Origin of the sequence: Salinivibrio sp. IB643 (assembly GCF_001996105.1) — a bacterium.
Lineage (GTDB): Bacteria > Pseudomonadota > Gammaproteobacteria > Enterobacterales > Vibrionaceae > Salinivibrio > Salinivibrio costicola.
Genome location: NZ_MUFF01000026.1, coordinates 1 through 18,595 on the forward strand (window position 1 = coordinate 1; position 18,595 = coordinate 18,595).

Annotated in this window: 15 protein-coding genes, 1 tRNA gene and 3 pseudogenes; 8 read left to right on the top strand and 11 right to left on the bottom strand. The window is 50.6% G+C overall.

Going from position 1 to position 18,595, the window contains the following annotated elements; all coding sequences use genetic code 11:
* Nucleotides 1-15: 15 nt before the first annotated feature.
* Nucleotides 16-402 (top strand): annotated as a pseudogene (locus BZG77_RS11265) (IS256 family transposase); the annotation flags it as partial.
* Nucleotides 403-440: 38 nt separating this feature from the next.
* A pseudogene (locus tag BZG77_RS11275) lies at nucleotides 441-1,149 on the top strand (IS256 family transposase); the annotation flags it as partial.
* Nucleotides 1,150-1,193: 44 nt separating this feature from the next.
* Here BZG77_RS11275 and BZG77_RS11280 read toward each other — a convergent pair.
* The 5 genes and pseudogenes from BZG77_RS11280 to BZG77_RS11300 form a co-directional block, all read right to left on the bottom strand.
* Complete coding sequence (locus tag BZG77_RS11280; protein WP_077647300.1) at nucleotides 1,194-1,607, bottom strand: DUF1090 domain-containing protein; 414 nt, start codon at nucleotides 1,605-1,607, stop codon at nucleotides 1,194-1,196.
* A gap of 98 nt (nucleotides 1,608-1,705) precedes the next feature.
* On the bottom strand, nucleotides 1,706-1,861 hold the full coding sequence (locus BZG77_RS15250) for an integrase core domain-containing protein (protein ID WP_077647301.1): 156 nt from the start codon (nucleotides 1,859-1,861) through the stop codon (nucleotides 1,706-1,708).
* Nucleotides 1,862-1,965: 104 nt separating this feature from the next.
* Nucleotides 1,966-2,973 (bottom strand): annotated as a pseudogene (locus BZG77_RS11290) (ISAs1 family transposase); the annotation flags it as partial.
* A gap of 242 nt (nucleotides 2,974-3,215) precedes the next feature.
* Nucleotides 3,216-3,306 (bottom strand) — tRNA-Ser (locus tag BZG77_RS11295).
* Nucleotides 3,307-3,486: 180 nt separating this feature from the next.
* Nucleotides 3,487-4,695 carry a NupC/NupG family nucleoside CNT transporter gene (locus tag BZG77_RS11300; RefSeq protein WP_077461092.1) on the bottom strand — a complete coding sequence of 403 codons (1,209 nt, stop codon included), beginning with the start codon at nucleotides 4,693-4,695 and terminating at the stop codon, nucleotides 3,487-3,489.
* Nucleotides 4,696-5,276: 581 nt separating this feature from the next.
* Here BZG77_RS11300 and BZG77_RS11305 point away from each other — a divergent pair.
* The 3 genes from BZG77_RS11305 (at nucleotide 5,277) to BZG77_RS11315 (ending at nucleotide 7,960) form a co-directional block, all read left to right on the top strand.
* Entirely contained in the window at nucleotides 5,277-6,554 is a 1,278-nt protein-coding gene (locus BZG77_RS11305; protein ID WP_077647302.1) for an NRAMP family divalent metal transporter, read from the top strand.
* A 207-nt stretch (nucleotides 6,555-6,761) separates the two neighbouring features.
* The gene (locus BZG77_RS11310) at nucleotides 6,762-7,430 is read left to right on the top strand and encodes a Bax inhibitor-1/YccA family protein (protein ID WP_046073363.1); all 669 of its coding nucleotides are present in this window, start codon (nucleotides 6,762-6,764) and stop codon (nucleotides 7,428-7,430) included.
* A 200-nt stretch (nucleotides 7,431-7,630) separates the two neighbouring features.
* A complete protein-coding gene (locus BZG77_RS11315) occupies nucleotides 7,631-7,960 on the top strand; it encodes a TusE/DsrC/DsvC family sulfur relay protein (RefSeq protein WP_025744655.1) in 330 nt (109 codons plus the stop codon).
* A 114-nt stretch (nucleotides 7,961-8,074) separates the two neighbouring features.
* Here the strand turns inward: BZG77_RS11315 and yccX are convergent, their stop codons facing one another.
* On the bottom strand, nucleotides 8,075-8,347 hold the full coding sequence (yccX, locus tag BZG77_RS11320) for an acylphosphatase (RefSeq protein ID WP_077461090.1): 273 nt from the start codon (nucleotides 8,345-8,347) through the stop codon (nucleotides 8,075-8,077).
* An 81-nt stretch (nucleotides 8,348-8,428) separates the two neighbouring features.
* Here yccX and BZG77_RS11325 point away from each other — a divergent pair, with 81 nt between their 5' ends.
* Together BZG77_RS11325 and BZG77_RS11330 are read left to right on the top strand one after the other, a co-directional pair.
* A complete protein-coding gene (locus BZG77_RS11325; protein ID WP_077647303.1) occupies nucleotides 8,429-9,802 on the top strand; it encodes a methyl-accepting chemotaxis protein in 1,374 nt (457 codons plus the stop codon).
* A gap of 186 nt (nucleotides 9,803-9,988) precedes the next feature.
* On the top strand, nucleotides 9,989-11,176 hold the full coding sequence (locus BZG77_RS11330; RefSeq protein WP_077647304.1) for a class I SAM-dependent methyltransferase: 1,188 nt from the start codon (nucleotides 9,989-9,991) through the stop codon (nucleotides 11,174-11,176).
* Between the two features lie 185 nt (nucleotides 11,177-11,361).
* Here the strand turns inward: BZG77_RS11330 and BZG77_RS11335 are convergent, their stop codons facing one another.
* The 5 genes from BZG77_RS11335 to BZG77_RS11355 form a co-directional block, all read right to left on the bottom strand.
* Nucleotides 11,362-13,245 carry a propionyl-CoA synthetase gene (locus BZG77_RS11335; protein WP_077647305.1) on the bottom strand — a complete coding sequence of 628 codons (1,884 nt, stop codon included), beginning with the start codon at nucleotides 13,243-13,245 and terminating at the stop codon, nucleotides 11,362-11,364.
* 65 nt (nucleotides 13,246-13,310) lie between these two features.
* Nucleotides 13,311-14,762: a bifunctional 2-methylcitrate dehydratase/aconitate hydratase gene (locus tag BZG77_RS11340; protein ID WP_077647306.1), complete on the bottom strand. Its 1,452-nt coding sequence runs from the start codon at nucleotides 14,760-14,762 to the stop codon at nucleotides 13,311-13,313.
* 43 nt (nucleotides 14,763-14,805) lie between these two features.
* Complete coding sequence (gene prpC / locus BZG77_RS11345; protein WP_077647307.1) at nucleotides 14,806-15,957, bottom strand: bifunctional 2-methylcitrate synthase/citrate synthase; 1,152 nt, start codon at nucleotides 15,955-15,957, stop codon at nucleotides 14,806-14,808.
* A 114-nt stretch (nucleotides 15,958-16,071) separates the two neighbouring features.
* Nucleotides 16,072-16,941: a methylisocitrate lyase gene (gene prpB / locus BZG77_RS11350; protein ID WP_077647308.1), complete on the bottom strand. Its 870-nt coding sequence runs from the start codon at nucleotides 16,939-16,941 to the stop codon at nucleotides 16,072-16,074.
* A gap of 90 nt (nucleotides 16,942-17,031) precedes the next feature.
* Nucleotides 17,032-17,745: a GntR family transcriptional regulator gene (locus tag BZG77_RS11355; RefSeq protein ID WP_077647309.1), complete on the bottom strand. Its 714-nt coding sequence runs from the start codon at nucleotides 17,743-17,745 to the stop codon at nucleotides 17,032-17,034.
* A 229-nt stretch (nucleotides 17,746-17,974) separates the two neighbouring features.
* Here BZG77_RS11355 and BZG77_RS11360 point away from each other — a divergent pair, with 229 nt between their 5' ends.
* On the top strand, nucleotides 17,975-18,577 hold the full coding sequence (locus BZG77_RS11360) for a YitT family protein (protein ID WP_077461083.1): 603 nt from the start codon (nucleotides 17,975-17,977) through the stop codon (nucleotides 18,575-18,577).
* Nucleotides 18,578-18,595 lie beyond the last annotated feature (18 nt).

The window sequence follows — 18,595 nt, forward strand, 5'->3', positions numbered from 1 at the left end:
GAAGCGGTCTATCCGATTGTCTGGCTCGATGCCATTCACTATAAAATCAAAGAGAACGGGCGCTTTATCACTAAAGCGGTGTACACCATTCTCGGCCTCAACGTTGAAGGGAAAAAAGAGCTGCTGGGCCTTTACCTGTCAGAGTCTGAAGGTGCCCATCACTGGCTCAGCGTGCTGACCGACCTGCACAACCGTGGTGTACAAGATATCCTTATTGCGTGCGTTGATGGCCTTAAGGGCTTCCCTGAAGCGATTGAAAGTATCTATCCCAAGACAGAGATACAGCACTGCATTATTCATCAAATTCGCCACTCAATGAAATACGTGGCCAGTAAGCACCAAAAAGCCTTCATGGCCGATTTGAAGTGCGTGTACAAGGCAGTCACATTATCCGCCGCAGAGAGCGTGCTGGATGACTTAGAAGCTAAATGGGGTGACANGATGCCATTCACTATAAAATCAAAGAGAACGGGCGCTTTATCACTAAAGCGGTGTACACCATTCTCGGCCTCAACGTTGAAGGGAAAAAAGAGCTGCTGGGCCTTTACCTGTCAGAGTCTGAAGGTGCCCATCACTGGCTCAGCGTGCTGACCGACCTGCACAACCGTGGTCCTTATTGCGTGCGTTGATGGCCTTAAGGGCCTCCCTGAAGCGATTGAAAGTATCTATCCCAAGACAGAGATACAGCACTGCATTATTCATCAAATTCGCCACTCAATGAAATACGTGGCCAGTAAGCACCAAAAAGCCTTCATGGCCGATTTGAAGTGCGTGTACAAGGCAGTCACATTATCCGCCGCAGAGAGCGTGCTGGATGACTTAGAAGCTAAATGGGGTGACAAATACCCCATCGTTATTAAGTCCTGGCGCAATAAATGGTTCACACTCTCCACTTACTTCAAATATCCGGAATACGTGCGTACCGCCATTTATACGACGAACGCCGTTGAGGCCGTGCACCGCCAGTTCCGCAAACTGACTAAAACCAAAGGCGGTTTTGCCAATGAGAACAGCTTGCTCAAACTACTCTACGCAGGTATGTTAAAGGCGTCTGAGCGTTGGTCGCACCCAGTGCAGAACTGGAGCCTGACGCTATCGCAGCTGACCATTCTCTTCGAAGGCCGACTGGATGATCACATAGACCTATGAAAATTGGCTGACACAGAATATTGAACACCCTCTATTTGTTAGCTTTATTTTAACGTGCTCAACTCTTCTGTAAGCTGACTAAGCTTTTGCTTTTCTTCTGCAATCTTATCTACATACTTCTTAACTTTGTCTGACTTATTGTCGTTTTGAGCCTCAAGTAAATCAGATTCGTATTCTCTTATTTCCTCTTTAACTTCGGATATTTCAGAAGTTAGGTCTTCAAAAAGTGATTCATTCGTACATGTTGACTTTGACTCATTCAAAGCGATTTTGAGCCCTTCCACTTTAGCTTGGTTGTCTTTACTGCTGGCTATTACAATTTGCTGTTCTATTTCGCAAAACTTCCGTTCACAACCGACATATTTCCCGCATTCAAGTGTAGATGCAGAAGCTAGTTGTAAGCTTCCAGCAAGAAAGCCTGACAAAACCAAAGATAATCTAGTAAATCCATTTTTCATGTTGTATCTCCTATTATTTGATGCATGAAGTGAGGTGGACCCAATCAGTTGGACAACCTGATGGTGCTCCTAAGCTATGATCCAGGTTTTTCCATGGCTCAGGCTGCCAATGTTACGGGTTGCTTATAGTAAACCTCATCGGGCGTTTGGTAATCAAGGCTTTGGTGGTACCGAGTCTGATTGTAATGCCGGAAGTACCGGTGGAGCGCCTGTTTCAAGTGCTGCCCATTTCGAAGGCTGTGAGGTAGACGCACTCGTGTTTGACGCTAAGCCAAAGCCGTTTCACGAATATATTATCATGGTAGCAGCCTTTACCGTCCATGCTAATCTGGATGCCATGCTCTTTGAGAACGTCTTGCCTTATTCGTGCAAAAACTTCCGCTCGATCATCCACCCTAATTCGGCAGGCATCTTCTTTTAACCCAACATCGAGTTGCCAATGCATTGATTCAATTAACCAGTGCGAGCGAGTGGCATCATGAAGCTCTTTCGCTGTTAGTGATTTTGAGCTTATATAATAGCGAGCTGAAATATCTGACTCTTCAGCGTGTTTTCCTTCTTGTCTAACACTCACCATGATACCCATCGTTTTTAACTCAGGCCAATCATAAGCCAAATCACCTAATACACTTAAATCAGTATTGATGAGTGCACATCGTGTTTCTAAACGTCCATGCGATTTCTCTTGTGATGAGTAGCTATCACCATCAAAGTGTTGAAGCATTGACGGCCGATAGTAATTATCAAACGCTTCATCTAACTTACCTTGATTCGCTTTAACGGCAAGCAAATAATCGGCATTTTTATCAATGATTTTCTGTGCGATTTTGCGCTGACAACCCATAGCATCTATGGCAATCAAACACCCAGAAACATCTAGCAATTCCAGTAGCTTAGGTATTTCAATTATCTCATTAGTTTTACTATTTACTTTTGACTGTCCGAGGCATACACCATTTGCGGTTGCGAACGCATTAACCATATAAATCGCAGCTTGGTCTGCTGCTCGGTTATATGACCCCCTCAGTGTTTTTCCATCAATGGCAACTACTTCACCATCCGTTAATTCATGACACGATTTCATCCATTCTATAAAGGCTTTTTGTAATGATTTTGTACTGATGGTTCCCATCACTCTTGCAATCGTATCTTCCGAGGGTGATGTTTTACCTGAGAAGTCAAAACGTAATAAAAAATCACGCTGCTTACGTCCATAACCACTAATACCTTTCCAGGTATCATGACCAGACAACACCGCACAAATCGTTATCAAAATAATATCTGATAACGTATATTCAACTTTATCTTCTTGGCGAATGTCTCTAATGGAAACGAAATGCATAAATGGACTTTTATCTTCTGTCATTTTTAATCTCCTAAACGTTAGGAGACCATTAAATCGCTAGCCCAAGCATGGTGCGGATCTTCATGCGTTTTCCCTGGCGGCGTCCAAAAGGCCTTACAGAGCGATTTTTGCGGGCTAGGTTATCAGATGCTGGGCAGTGTGTTTAGGCAAAGGCGTCTAAAATGTTGGCGCAGTCAGGGTTTGGGAGTTTGTGGGGGATAAACGCAAAAAAGCCGCTGACTAAGCAGCGGCTTTTCTATATGTGGCGGAGAGATAGGGATTTGAACCCTAGAAGGGCTATTAACCCTTGCCGGTTTTCAAGACCGGTGCTTTCAACCACTCAGCCATCTCTCCGGAACGCGGCGTATAATATTGGGTTCGCTTTGGCTTGTAAACCCTTTATTTGCCGCTTTTTGTCTGCTCGCTCAATCAATGATCAGCTTGGCGAACATGTTAGCAAAAGGCGATTAGCTTGCCGCCAATCGCCCTGCTTTTACTGAGACACTTTAACTAAGTCTCTTTACTGCGCAATGTTTATAGCGCGATAAAAATACCCGCCAATGCCGCACTCATTAGGTTGGCAAAGGTGGCAGCAATCACCGCGCGCACGCCTAAGCTTGCCACATCTTTGCGGCGCTCCGGCACCATGGCACCAATCGAGCCAAGTTGAATGGCAATCGAGCCGATATTGGCAAAGCCACACAGCGCAAAGGTCACAATCACCTGGCTTTGCACCGACAGGTTGGCTTTAATATCGGCAAAGGATAAGAAGGCGACAAACTCATTAAGCGCAATCTTCTGTCCCAAGAGGTTGCCGACATCAAACACTTCATGCACGGGTACACCGGTAAGCAACGCCAGGGGTGAGAACAGGTAACCAAACAACATTTCTAGGCTTAAGCCGTCAATGTCGACCAGCTCCCCTAAACTACTCAGCCCGGCGTTTAGCATCGCAATCACACTGATAAAGGCCACCAGCATGGTGCCGACCGCAACCGCGACTTTCATGCCGTTCATCGCCCCGCTAGCCAATGCATCAATCGCGTTTGCTTGGTCGCTATCGCTGATCTCAACCTGGCTTTGCTCGGCCGGTGTTTCGGTCTCTGGGACGATGATTTTGGCCATCAATAGCCCACCCGGTGCCGCCATAAAGCTCGCGGCAATCAGGTATTTTAAATCTACACCCATCGCGGCATAACCACCAAGCACACTACCGGCCACCGAGGCCATACCGCCGACCATCACCGCAAATAGCTCTGAGCGAGTCATTTTGCTAAGAAAAGGGCGAACCACCAAAGGAGATTCGCCCTGAGAAAGAAAGATGTTACTGGTGGCTACCAGCGATTCAGCTCGACTGGTGCCGAGTAATCGCTGTATGCCCCCGCCGAGCAATTTAATAACCCACTGCATAATGCCGAGATGATAAAGGAGAGAAATCAGCGCACTGATAAAAATGATTAACGGCAGAACTTTAACAGCGAAGATAAATCCATCATTGGCCAGCGGACCAAATACAAATTCGATACCTTCGTTGGCGAACGATAACAACTTAGCCGCGCCATTGCTCATTGAGCCCAGCATGGCTTGCCCAAAGGGGATATAGAGCACTAACGCCGCGAAACCGGCTTGTAAACCAAACGCGCCGAGCACGGTACGCCAATTGATGGCTTTACGGTTAGTGGAAAATGCGCACGCGCACAGAACCAGAGCGACCAGACCTGCCGCACTATAGAGGAGTTGCATAAATAGATTACCTTGCCGTGTTGTATTGCACTTACGGTACGGATGAATACGACACGCTGCCGGGGAGGCAAGAGGTTCCATCATGCGTTACATCGTACCGCGGGTTCGGTGAAGGTGGGCCCTACCTTGGACGCTTTTTCTTCAGCCGCGAATCGCGACACAGCCACTCTTTGCCTATCACTGAGCAAAGAGCGCATGTTGGGCGAGCATTATATTGTGATTGGAGTCTCATTTCCAGCAGAATTTGATCTTAGATCACACTTATTCAGCCCTGATTGCACCCTGCTAAGATCTTTTCCGGCGCTGCCTGCTCTCTCAGACAATGGTCGGATGTTTATCGCTTTATATTTATGTCAGGTTAGTGGTGTTGGACATTCGCACCCAGCGTGACGCCTATTATGAATAAACATGGCAAGATTAGTTGACACGTTTAACTCATATGCTATTCATGGGTAGCTATTGACAAAAAAACTAAAGGCAAAACGATAAAGATTGGCCTTACGCGTAAAATATAAAAGCAATAGCGTTGAATCATAAAATTAAGCAAACACAACAACGCAATTATTATAAAGGAAACAACCATGCAAACCGCCTCTTCGCACCAGACAGCGCCCAGCTTGTCGGTGATGCAACGCCTACGCGCTTTAGGGCCAGGGATAATGATGGCCGCGGCGGCAGTAGGCGGATCTCACCTTGTTGCATCTACAAAAGCCGGTGCTATTTATGGCTGGCAGCTCGCAGCATTGATCCTGCTCGTTAACTTATTTAAATACCCCTTTTTTCGAGCAGGCGTACAATATACCGCAGGCACTGGCGAAACGCTGGTAGAAGGCTATGCGCGCTTAGGCCGCCCTTACTTGTGGCTGTTTGTCACACTGAGTGCCGTGTCTGGTGTCATTAACACCGCTGCCTTGACCTTATTTAGCGCCAGCTTATTAAGCTATTTTGTGCCGTTTGATCTGTCACTAACGGTGTTGTCGACCATTATTGTGATCACTTGCCTGGTGATATTAATTGCTGGCCACTACAAGGCATTGGATCTGCTTGCTAAAGTAATCATGGCAACGCTAACTTGCGCCACTTTGGTCGCGGTTACAGTTGCGGTCGGTAACCCAGTCGCGGTCGAGCCTAGTTTTAATGCGCCGTCGATTTGGTCGGTAGCAGCGATTGGCTTTATCGTGGTCACCATGGGTTGGATGCCCGCCCCGATTGAAATTTCTAGTATTACGTCGGTGTGGCTCAAGCGCAAAGCGCAATCTGAGCCAATCAATGCCCAAGCGGCGCTGTTTGATTTTAACGTCGGCTACATTGGCACCGCGCTATTGGCGATTGTGTTCTTATCACTGGGTGCCCTGCTTCTGCACGGCAGCGGGGTGGAACTGAAACAATCCGGTATTGGCTTTTCTCATCAATTGGTGAGTTTGTATGCCGCCACCATTGGCGAGTGGTCACGTTATTTGATTGCGGTGGTCGCCTTTTTCTGTATCTTCGGCAGCACCATCACGGTAATCGATGGCTATGCGCGGGTGGTGTCCGAATCGCAACGGTTATTACGCGAGCAAACAGAAGCAGAAGCAAAACCCGCAGTTACACAAGGCTGGATGGTACTGATCGCTGTGTTGGCACTGGCTATCGTAGCATTTTGGACTGGGGCGCTGCTGACCATGCTTGATTTTGCCATGGTCGCGGCATTTGTCACCACGCCCTTTTTCGCGCTATTGAACTATATTTTGGTGACCAAGCACCGTTTACCACCCGAAGTGACCATGAGCAAGGCGATGCGCGCATTGGCAATCACCGGGCTGGTCTATTTATTTGGTTTCTTGGCCGTGTTCGTCTGGTGGAAGTGGTTGATGTAACAAACTTTACCTTGTTCGCGCTTCAAGGGCTGGGTTAACATCCCTTTACAACTTCACCATCGGTGTTAGGCGCGGATAAGGTATTATTAACCCTATAAAAGCCAGTCGTGGTTTAGATTAAGGACGTGGGCAGCTTGAAAAAGTGAACGACTGCCCGCATAACTGTCGTATATAAAAATGGATTGTTAACCCAACCGGGAGAACGTTATGAACGATCGTATCGTTTCGCACAGCCAGTCACAGCAGAGTGCGTTATCTACAAACAAGGTGCTACGTAACACGTATGCATTGCTATCGATGACACTGATCACCAGTGCTATCGCGGCCTTTATCGCTATCGCTGTCGGCATCGGCCCAATGATGTCGCTAGGTATGACCCTAGGTGCGTTGGCGATCGTGTTCTTTGTGCTACCACGCACCATGAACTCTTCTGCCGGTATTGTGTGGACATTCGTCTTCACCGGCTTGCTAGGTGCCTCACTCGGCCCAACCCTGACCTATTACCTGAGCCTGTCGAGCGGCCCAGGCATTGTGATGCAGGCGCTTGCCACCACAGGGATGGTGTTCCTAGGCCTATCGGCGTATGCCATTACCTCTAAGAAAGACTTCTCTTTCATGGGTGGTTTCTTGGTTGCCGGTGTGATTGCCCTATTAGTGGCAATGGTCGCGAATATTTTCTTGCAGATCCCAGCGTTGAGCCTGGCAATTAGCACCATCGCGGTACTGATTTTCTCAGCCTTTATTCTGTATGACACCAGCAACATCATTAATGGCGGCGAGACCAACTACATCCGCGCCACAGTGTCGCTGTACTTGAACATCTTCAACATCTTCGTTCATATGCTGAGCATTCTTGGCTTTATGAACGACGACTAACCCCAGGGTTTAGTCAGTAACAAACACAAAGAGCCGGCACGCGCCGGCTTTTTTGTCGTTAAATGGCGCACCCACTCAGTGCGGCGCGCAGCACGGAGTCGCTGTTGAACGCCAGTTGCACTCGCCCTCCCTGCTCGCTATGCTTTGCAGCTTTAATAACAGCGATAACGTCCGATCAGATGACGAACAAAGGTAAGACTATGCTGGTGTATGAAGGTGAAACCATTGCGACGGATGCGCAGGGGTATTTAAAAAATGTGGACGACTGGCACGAAGCATTAGTTCCCATGCTTGCAGAGCAAGAAGGCATTGCCCTTACCGAGGCCCATTGGGAAGTGATTCACTTTGTCCGCCACTTTTACCAAGAATACAACACCTCACCGGCGGTGCGTTTGTTGGTTAAATCGATGGAAAAAGAATACGGCCCAGAAAAAGGCAACAGCAAGTATTTGTTCAAGCTGTTCCCGAAAGGCCCCGCTAAACAGGCAACAAAACTGGCAGGTTTACCTAAGCCGGCTAAATGTCTTTAGTACCGATGGCCAGCCTATAAGCGCCGCACTACCCACCGCGGCGCTTACATGTTTTAGCTAATTGCTATTTGTTACCTAGGCTTGTTACCTAGGCGACATGGTCCTATCGAGTCGCTATAGTATTGCGAAGCCATCTACGGCGCGCCACTCCACGTCTTCTTTATCGACCTGATCAACACCCGCGGTAGGCGGCCCTTTATCTAACCACGCCATGAGGGCATCCACCGATTCATTGCGGCCACATGCCAGTACCTCAACACGCCCATCCGGTAAGTTCTTCGCATACCCGGTCAATGAGAGCTTTATCGCTTCATGGGCGGTCTGATAACGAAAGCCAACTCCCTGAACGTGACCTGTGACGTAGGCCCTAATACATTTTTGAGACATCGGTCACCTCTACTGTATTCCCATTGCAAAACGACACCTGTATAACGCTACATGAGACAAGTCGTTTGACAGGATTACGTCATGAAAGAAGTTGCGTTTCGATGGATTGATAAATATCTCATCCACCTTCGGCTCCAAGAGAAATTTTACCTTATCTTTTTCCTCCCCTTACTCGCAATGGTTGTGATTGCGCTTACCTTAGATGCAGCCTCGGATACCCGTGTGGCACACAAAATGGAGGCGGAAGGTCAAGCCATTCAAGCCATGGTTGAAAAATACGACCTCCCGAAAGGCGAGGTGCAAACCCTGCTCAATAGCCAGCAAACCGGTTTTACGTTCAATGGCAATGAGCTTATCTATCAGCTCGACGGCACGCTATTTAGCCATATGAGCGCCACCGATTGGAGCCTGCTGCTTGGCATGGTGTTAGTCATTGCGGTGCTGATTTACTACATCATGACCTTTATCGGCGGCGCCATGTACACCATGAACCAAGCTTTATTAAAGCTAGCAGATGGTGAGCTAAGTTACCGGATGAACTTTATTCCGGTCCGTGATGAGTTTAGCCAGATCGCAGTCACCATCGATCAAGTGCTCGAGCGTGAACAGAATTTGGTAAAAGCGATCCAGGAAAGCGCAGAGATGATGGACGGCCTGTCCGCAAGTTTGCAGCAGCGCAGCAATGAAAGCGAAGCTGTGGGCGAGAGCCAGCGTCAGTACCTTGATTCGCTGGCCAGCGCGACCGAAGAAATGGCGAGCTCAATTCGCGAGGTCGCAACGCATGCCACCGAGACATCAACCCAAACACAAGAAGCCACAGAAGCTGCAAATCTGGGGCGTCAGCAAGTTCAGCAAACCATGACCGCGATTAATAGTCTTGCCAGCGAGATAGCTCAAGCGGCAGATAAAGTCAGCGAGCTGAGCAAAAACGCCGAGCAAATCGGTACCGTGGTAACCACCATTAACGGTATTAGTGAACAAACTAACCTACTGGCGCTCAACGCCGCGATTGAAGCCGCGCGTGCCGGCGAACAAGGTCGTGGCTTTGCCGTGGTCGCAGACGAAGTGCGCACACTGGCTAGCCGCACCCAGGAATCGACGGTTGATATTCAATCTATGATTGAGTCACTGCAAACGCACACCGCCGAGCTACGCCGGGTGATGGAAGGCACGGTTGAAAATGCGTCAGCCAGTGAGGCGGCGGTGCAAGAGATTGATACGGAGATCAGCCAAATCGCTGAGCGCAGTGGCACCATTGCCGATCGCAGCACCGAAATTGCCGCCGCTGCTGAGCAGCAAGGTAATGTTGCGGGTACGATTTCGCAAGATGTGGAGCAAGTACGCAGCCAGTCTACCCAGGTTGCCCAAATGCTGCGTGATTCCGCTACCGAAGTGAGCGAACTTGGCGCACAAGCCCACCAGCTTAAAACCTTAGTGGCAGGGCTTCGTACCTAAACGCCATGGTTTGATTCCATCATTCCCCTTATCGCGCGCCCTACTCTGGGCGCGTTTTTATTGCAATGCCGTCAGCCTTGCTCGACAATACCCGCCCTTTTTGCTTTATCCGCAAGTCACGTCATGATGCAGGTGCTTCACTCAGCATTTTGACGTGTTTTGCACCACCCATTGTTAGGAACCATCATGACTGCCACTGTGTATCTCGCCAAAGGCCGCGATAAATCAATCAAACGCCGCCATCCTTGGATTTTCTCGCGAGGAATCACCCGCGTTGAAGGCAAGCCCGGATTAGGTGACACTGTCACTGTTTGTGATCATCAAGGCGAATTTTTAGGCCTAGGGGCATTCTCGCCGCAATCACAAATTCGGGTACGCATGTGGTGCTTTGAGAAAACCGTCATCGACAGTGACTTTTTCCTCGCCCGTATTCGTGCGGCTAAGCCACTGCGTACCATGCTCGCCGAGCGTGATGGCTTAACCGGTTACCGTCTATTGGCCGCCGAGTCAGACGGTGTGCCCGGCATTACCGTGGATAAATACGATAACTACCTAGTGTGCCAATTGCTGAGCGCCGGCGCGGATGCCCAACGCGATAACCTGGTCACCGCGCTGCGTAGCGAATTTCCTGACTGCCATATTTACGAGCGCTCGGATGTTGCGATTCGCAAAAAGGAGGGGTTGAAACCACGTATCGGCGTATTACACGGTGACGAGCCACCGGCCACTGTCATCATCGAAGAAAATGGGGTGGCGATTGAGGTCGACATTACCAAGGGCCATAAAACCGGTTTTTATCTCGACCAGCGTGATAGCCGCGAGCAAGCGGTTAAGTATATGGATGGCAAACGCGTCTTAAACTGCTTTTGTTACACTGGTGGCTTTGGCTTGTATGCGCAAAAAGGCAATGCCAAACAGGTCATCAATGTGGATGTGTCACAGCCGGCGCTCGATAGAGCCAAGGCCAATGCCGAACGTAACGACTTTGATCTCACCCGTGCTGAGTTTGTGAATGCCGATGTGTTCAAGCTGCTGCGCACTTATCGCGAACAAGGCGAACGGTTTGACGTCATTGTGATGGACCCGCCCAAGTTTGCCGAATCGAAATCACAACTGAACGGCGCATGCCGCGGTTATAAAGATATCAATATGCTCGCCATGCAGCTGCTAAACCCAGGCGGTGTGCTGCTCAGTTATTCATGTTCAGGGCTAATGGACTCAGGGTTATTCCAAAAGATCTTGGCGGACGCGGCATTAGATGCGGGTAAAAACGTGCAGTTTATCGAACGCTTTGCACAAGCCGCGGATCACCCCACTCACAGTGCTTATCCAGAAGGTTTCTACCTCAAAGGGTTTGCGTGTTTGATTCAATAAGCCCGCGCATCACTCAATAAGCGCGCTCTTATCTTAACGCGTGGTATTGCTGTGATACCACGCGTTGTCGCACCTATTGTCACGCTCAGAATGACAAGCTCCAAAATGACAAGCTCTAAATAGCAAACCCTGAATAACAAGGCCTAAATAATAAAGCTTGAATAACAAAGCTTGAATAGCAAAGCTTACGATGACAACGCCGAGGCAATCGCCTCCAAACTGCTAGGGTCATCAATGGTCGAGGGGACTTGATACGACTCGCCATCCGCCATTTGGCGAATAATACGGCGCAAGATTTTACCTGAGCGTGTTTTGGGTAATTTATCGACGATAACTGCTTGTTTAAAGCAAGCAATTGCGCCAATTCTGTCACGCACACGCTGCACCAATTCCCGTTCTATCTCGCCACTCACTGAGACAAAGCCGTCTTTCAGCACCACTAAGCCGAGCGGCAATTGGCCTTTAAGCTCATCGTGCATGCCCACCACCGCACATTCGGCGACCGCTTCATGGCTGCCTAACACCTCTTCCATTTCGCCGGTCGATAAACGGTGACCTGCGACGTTAATCACATCATCAATCCGTCCCATCACAAACACGTAGCCATCTTCATCCATGTAACCCCCATCACCAGACACATAATAGCCGGGGAACTGGCTGAGATAGCCGGCTTCAAAGCGATCGTGGTTACGCCACACCGTGGGCAGGCAGCTAGGCGGCAGGGGCCGTTTTATCGCAATATATCCTTGTTGGTTTGGCGCCGCCAGTTCGCCCATTTCATCAAGGATCTGCACTTGATAGCTAGGACTTGGCATGGTTGCCGAACCGGGCTTGGTCGCAAAGCAGGTTAACCCTAATGGATTGCCTGCAATCGCCCAGCCAGTTTCGGTTTGCCACCAGTGATCAACCACGGGTCGCTGGGTCTTTTCTTCCACCCATTCCAATGTCGGTGGATCAAGCCGTTCGCCCGCCATAAACACGGTGCGTAAGGATGTCATTGGATAGCGCGCAAGGTGATCACCGTTTGGATCTTGTTTTTTAATCGCCCGAAAGGCGGTAGGCGCCGAGAACAAGATGCTGACGTTATATGTATCAACCACGCGCCAAAACGCACCCGCATCCGGTGTACCGACTGGCTTGCCTTCAAACATCACCGTGGTGCAGCCGTGTAGCAAAGGGGCATACACAATATACGAGTGCCCCACCACCCAACCGACATCCGACGCGGCCCAAAACACCTCGCCGGGTTTGACGTTGTAAATCGCGCTCATGCTGTACTTCATCGCCACGGCATGACCGCCATTGTCACGCACTACGCCTTTGGGTTTGCCGGTGGTGCCAGAGGTGTAGAGGATATACAAAGGATCGGTGGCTTTGACTGGCACCGGTGCTGCAGGCTTTGCTTCAGCCAATAATGCTGCCCAGTCGGCATCACGCGGATTGTCTAAATTGGCACGACACATCGCACGTTGATAGACCACCACATGGTCGGGTTTGTAGCGGCTGTCCATGATGGCTTGATCAACCATCGGCTTATACGCCAAGGTTTTCTCGCCTTCAATCCCGCATGAGGCGGTGAGCACCGCTTTGGGCTCCGCATCTTCAATCCGTACCGCCAGCTCGTTCGGGGCAAAGCCACCAAACACCACCGAATGAATAGCACCAAGCCGTGCGCAAGCGAGCATCGCTACGGTTGCTTCTGGGATCATGGGCATATAAATCACCACGCGATCCCCTTTTTCAACCCCTAGCCCTGCCAGCATGCCCGCCACTTTCGCCACATAGTCACGCAGCGCCGCATAAGTGTAGGTGGTTTTTTTATCGGTAACCGGTGAGTCGTAAATCAGCGCGGTTTGCTCGCCCCGGCCTTGTTCGACATGGGCATCGAGTGCCATATATGCCGTGTTCATGGTGCCATCGGCAAACCAGCGCTCAATGCCATTGTCGTCTTTGCTAAGCATGGTTTGAGGAAAGGTAAACCAATCGAGCTGTTTGGCCTGTGCCTGCCAAAATCCCTCGGGATCACGGCTAGCCCAATCCGCGTGGTGTTGATAACTGGCTTCTTGCATAAGCGGCTCCTTATCGCCCGCGATCAGCGAGCGATGAGTTAGCAAGCAACGTGTTGAGAACGTGCTTAGTTAATCACAAACAGCGACATAAATTCGTGCACCGGGGTTTTCTCCAGCGCGGCCTGGTCGTTACATAAGGCGGCAATTTTATCGCTCTGTGCTTGCGGGAACCGAGTTACCAAGTTGGAGCGGAATTTTTGCTCCAGCACAGGGATCCCTTCCTCACGGCGACGGCGATGACCAATCGGGTATTCCACCGCGACTTGTTCAGTGTGGCTGCCATCGGTAAAGAAGATTTGGATCGCATTGGCAATCGAGCGCTTGTCGGCTTCTAGATATTCCGCGCTATAGCGTGGGTCTTCTTTGATCACCATTTTTTGCCGTAGCGCGTCAATACGCGGGTCGGCGTGATGGAAGGCATCTTCATAGTGCTCGGCCACCAGATTGCCGTATAACAGCGGCACCGCCACCATATATTGCAGGCAGTGGTCACGGTCGGCCGGGTTGGCCAACTCCCCTTCTTTAGAAATGATGCGAATGGCCGATTCATGGGTGGTGATTTCGATACGTTCAATCTCGTCAGCCCGGTCTTTAACCTGTGCATGCAAGGTAACGGCCGCTTCCACCGCGGTTTGAGCATGAAACTCAGCAGGGAAGGCAATCTTAAACAGCACGTTTTCCATCACGTAGCTGGCAAAGTCTTGTTTGATACTAAAGGGATTGCCGTTAAACAGCACATCGTAATAGCCCCATTTGGGCGCGCTGAGTACCGACGGCATTCCCATTTCGCCTTTCATGGTGATCATCGCCAGACGCACCGCGCGAGAAGTGGCATCGCCCGCCGCCCACGATTTGCGTGAACCGGCGTTCGGCGCATGGCGGTAGGTGCGCAGCGCGCAGCCATCGACCCACGCTTGTGAAACGGCATCAATGATCTGATCACGATTACCGCCCAGCATTTTGGTGACCACCGCCGTCGACGCCACACGTACCAATAAAACGTGATCGAGCCCGACGCGGTTAAAGCTATTCTCGAGTGCAAGCACGCCTTGGATCTCATGCGCTTTGATCATCGCAGTCAATACATCGCGCATGGTAAGCGGCGGTTTGCCTTCGGACACGGCCACACGGCTTAAATAATCGGCAGTGGCCAAAATTCCACCTAGGTTATCGGACGGATGGCCCCACTCGGCGGCGAGCCAAGTATCGTTAAAATCGAGCCAGCGAATAATACAACCGATGTTAAACGCGGCAGTGACCGGRTCAAGCTCATGAGAGGTGCCCGGCACACGCGCACCATGTTGCACTGTAGTACCCGGCACCAGTGGACCCAGGTGTTTGGTGCATTCAGGGAAACGTAACGCCAGCAAGCCACAGCCAAGGGTATCCATCAAACAGTTGCGTGCGGTGTTGTAGGCTTCTGCTGAGGCAATCGGCGTGCTATCGACATAGTCAGCAATTTGCACCAATAAGGCATCGGGGTCGGGGCGCTGGTTCAGTTCTACGTTGTTACTCATGGTCAATTCCTTCTGTAATTTCAATCGGGTGAATGCGCGCCGATTAGGGGCGCTGATCGATAGGTAGCCAATCTTGGTGTTCAGGGCCGTCGTAATCGGCACTTGGGCGAATAATGCGGTTATTGGCGCGCTGCTCAAACACATGCGCCGCCCAGCCCGTTACTCGGCTCATCACAAAAATCGGGGTAAACAATTTGGTTGGGATCCCCATAAAGTGATAGGCCGATGCGTGATAAAAATCGGCATTGGGGAACAAGCCTTTTTCGCGCTTCATCACTTGCTCAACCCGCTCAGACACGTCATAAAGCCAAGCGTCTGGTGCGTTTTCGGCAAGCTGTTTCGACCAATGTTTGATAAGGGCATTGCGGGGATCTGACTCACGGTAAATTGCATGGCCAAAGCCCATCACCTTGTCTTTATTGGCGAGCATTTGCATTAACCCTGCTTCGGCTTCGTCAGGTGTGCGCCACTGTTCCAGCATCGCCATTGCCGCTTCGTTGGCACCGCCATGTAATGGGCCGCGCAAACTGCCGATGGCCGCAGTAATGCAAGAGTGCAAATCGGACAAGGTGGACGCGCACACTCGGGCGGTAAAGGTCGAAGCATTAAACTCATGCTCGGCATACAGCACCAGCGAGCAATGCATCACAGATTCATGCAGTGGCGACGGCGTTTCATCAGTCAGCATTTTCAGGAAGTAACCACCAATGCTTTTCACCTCTGGCTGATAGGTATCGACTCGCACGCCATCATGCGAATAGCGATACCAATAGCAGATAATGGCCGGTAACATCGCCAACAGCGTATCGGTTTTATCCGCTTGCTCACTAAAGTCGGTTTCTTGATCCAAATTACCCAGCATCGAGCAGCCAGTACGCATCACATCCATGGGGTGCGCATTGGCAGGAATGCGCTCCAGCACGGCTTTTAAGGCGTCAGGTAATCCCCGCTTGCCAACCAAGGTTTCTGTGTAGTCAGCCAGTGCTTGGCGATTGGGAAGTTGGCCTTTGAGTAGCAGGTACGCCACTTCCTCAAATTGGGCGTGATTGGCTAAATCGGTAATGTCATAACCCCGGTAGGTTAATCCAGTGCCGGTTTGCCCGACCGTACACAAGGCGGTGGTGCCGGCACTTTGGCCACGCAGGCCTGCGCCAGAGGTTGGTTTCTCGTTAGGTGCGACGGCGACATTTGTCATGATTGGCTCCTTTCCTTTGATGCCATCAGATTCAACCGCTGCATGAATCCGTGAACGTGGCGATAATTCCAGTGGTGTAACCGACGTTTTCACACCGTTGGTGTGCGTCTGTGATCACTCTTTGCCAAATAGGCGATCCAATTGCTGTTCGTAGGCGTGATACCCCAAGAAGTCATAGAGCGCATCACGGGTTTGCATGGCGTCGACCACGTTTTTCTGGTGGCCATCCTCCAGCAGGTGTTGATACACATTGAGGGCGGCTTGGTTCATAGCACGAAACGCAGAGAGCGGATACAACACCATGCTGACCCCCACGCTCGCTAGTTCTTGACTGGTAAACAGTGGGGTTTGACCAAACTCGGTGATATTCGCCAGCACCGGCACCTTTACTTGCTCGACAAAGGCTTGGTACTGCTCGAGCGTTTGCATGGCTTCGGGGAAAATCATGTCCGCGCCCGCTTCTACGTACGCTCTGGCGCGGGTGACGGCACTGTCCATGCCTTCCACCGCCAACGCATCGGTGCGCGCCATGATCACAAACTCAGGATCGGTGCGCGCATCCACCGCCGCTTTAATGCGATCGACCATTTCAGCTTGGCTGACAATTTCTTTGTTGGGACGATGACCGCAGCGCTTTTGCGCCACTTGATCTTCCATATGCACCGCGCCCGCGCCGGCACGTTCCATTTCACGAATAGTGCGAGCAATATTGAGCGCGCCGCCAAAACCGGTATCAATATCCACCAGCAAGGGCACGTCGGTCGCTGCGGTGATCCGGCGGACATCTTCCAACACATCGTTGAGAGTCGTGATCCCCAAATCCGGTAAGCCGTAAGAGGCGTTAGCAATCCCGCCTCCGGATAGATAAATGGCTTGATGCCCCACCCGCTCTGCCATCATGGCGCAATAGGGGTTAATTGTGCCGACGACTTGCAGCGGAATATTGTTGCGTACCGCTTGGCGAAAACGTGCACCTGCACTCATAGTATTCTCCTTGTAAATTCGTGGCTTAGCGGGGCTCACCACCGCACTATTTTTAATTCGTCAGTGACTATTCAATCTGCTATTTGCTATTCAATCTGCTATTCGCTGTTCAATCAGTTGGCGGCTGCGCTGAATGTGACGACGCATCAGCATTTCCGCCAGCTCGGCATCGCGCTCGCGAATTGCCGCCAAAATTTGCATGTGCTCTTGCAGCGCTTGCTGGGGGCGAGAATGCGCCCGGGGCGATTGAAAGCGGTACATACGCAGCAAGTGGTATAACTCACCACATAACAGATTGATCAGTTTCTGGTTATGGCTGGCTTTGATGATGCAATAATGAAAATCAAAATCGCCTTGTTGATGAAAGTAGGCCGCCCCCTCCACCCGCTCGATATAGGCATGGTGGGTGGCGAGCACCTCACTTAACTGATCGATCTCGGCATCGGTGATGTGCGCGCACGCCAGTCTTGCCGCCATGCCCTCCAAGGCTTCTCGCACTGCGTAGATCTCGGCTAATTGGCGATGTGTCAGCGTCACCACTCTCGCGCCCACATGAGGCACCCGCTCTACCAGTCCTAAGGCTTCGACCCGCATCATCGCCTCGCGCAGTGGACCTCGGCTGACCCCAAACGCGGCGGCTAATCCCGCTTCCGATACCTTGGTGCCTGCTGGATAGGTGCCGGTGACAATCGCCTCGATAAGCTGCTCGGTCAGGCTGGCTGACTTGGTGGGCTCACGTGACTCAGCCGGAGTCGATTGCGTGTGTTGATCGAGAGTCTGGTCATTTGTCGACAATAAAGACATAAATACCGCCTAAAAACTTTAATACAGCCAGAATAGAATAAGATTGTAGACAATGTAGATTAGACTTTGGTCTGTAGCGACGTATTTTTGTCGTGATCTCGCCCACAACGTAAATGATAATGTACGCATTGATTTGTTATTCACTTGTTATCAAACGGATGTTTGACTCGACCTCATTGAAAAGCAGCGTATTGTGTAGCGGTCGTTTTTATAGGGATAGAACGCAAGTATGGATAGAAATCATTCCAAGCGTGAAAACGCATTGGCGCTACTCATTGGTAGTAGTCTGGTGTCACTTGGCATCTTCTTTTTCAACCAAGTAGGCCTACTCACCGGCGGTACCGCTGGGCTGGCACTCTTTTTACAACGTGTCACCGACTTTAGTTTTGGTGAGCTTTTCTTCGTGATCAACCTACCTTTCTATTGGCTCGCTTACACCCAAATGGGTAAACGCTTCACCTTAAGTACCTTGGTCGCCGTCAGCATTGTGTCTTTCTGTGCTGATCACTTACATCACGTGCTCACCATTCAAAGTATTCATCCCGTCTATGCCGCTTTGATTGGCGGTGGCCTCATTGGTATGGGCATGCTGGTGATGTTTCGGCATCAATGCAGTTTGGGCGGGTTTAACACCTTAGCGCTGTTCTTACAGCAACGATTCGGCATCCGCGCCGGGAAAGTGCAAATGGCGCTGGATTGCTCGATTGTGGTGTTGTCACTGATGGTCGTTGAACCATGGCTGATTGCCTTATCTGTCGCCGCGGCGATTACCACTAACCTCGTGCTGGCGATGAATCACAAGCCTGGACGCTATCAGGTCCAGCCGGGATAGGCGCATACCCCTTATATC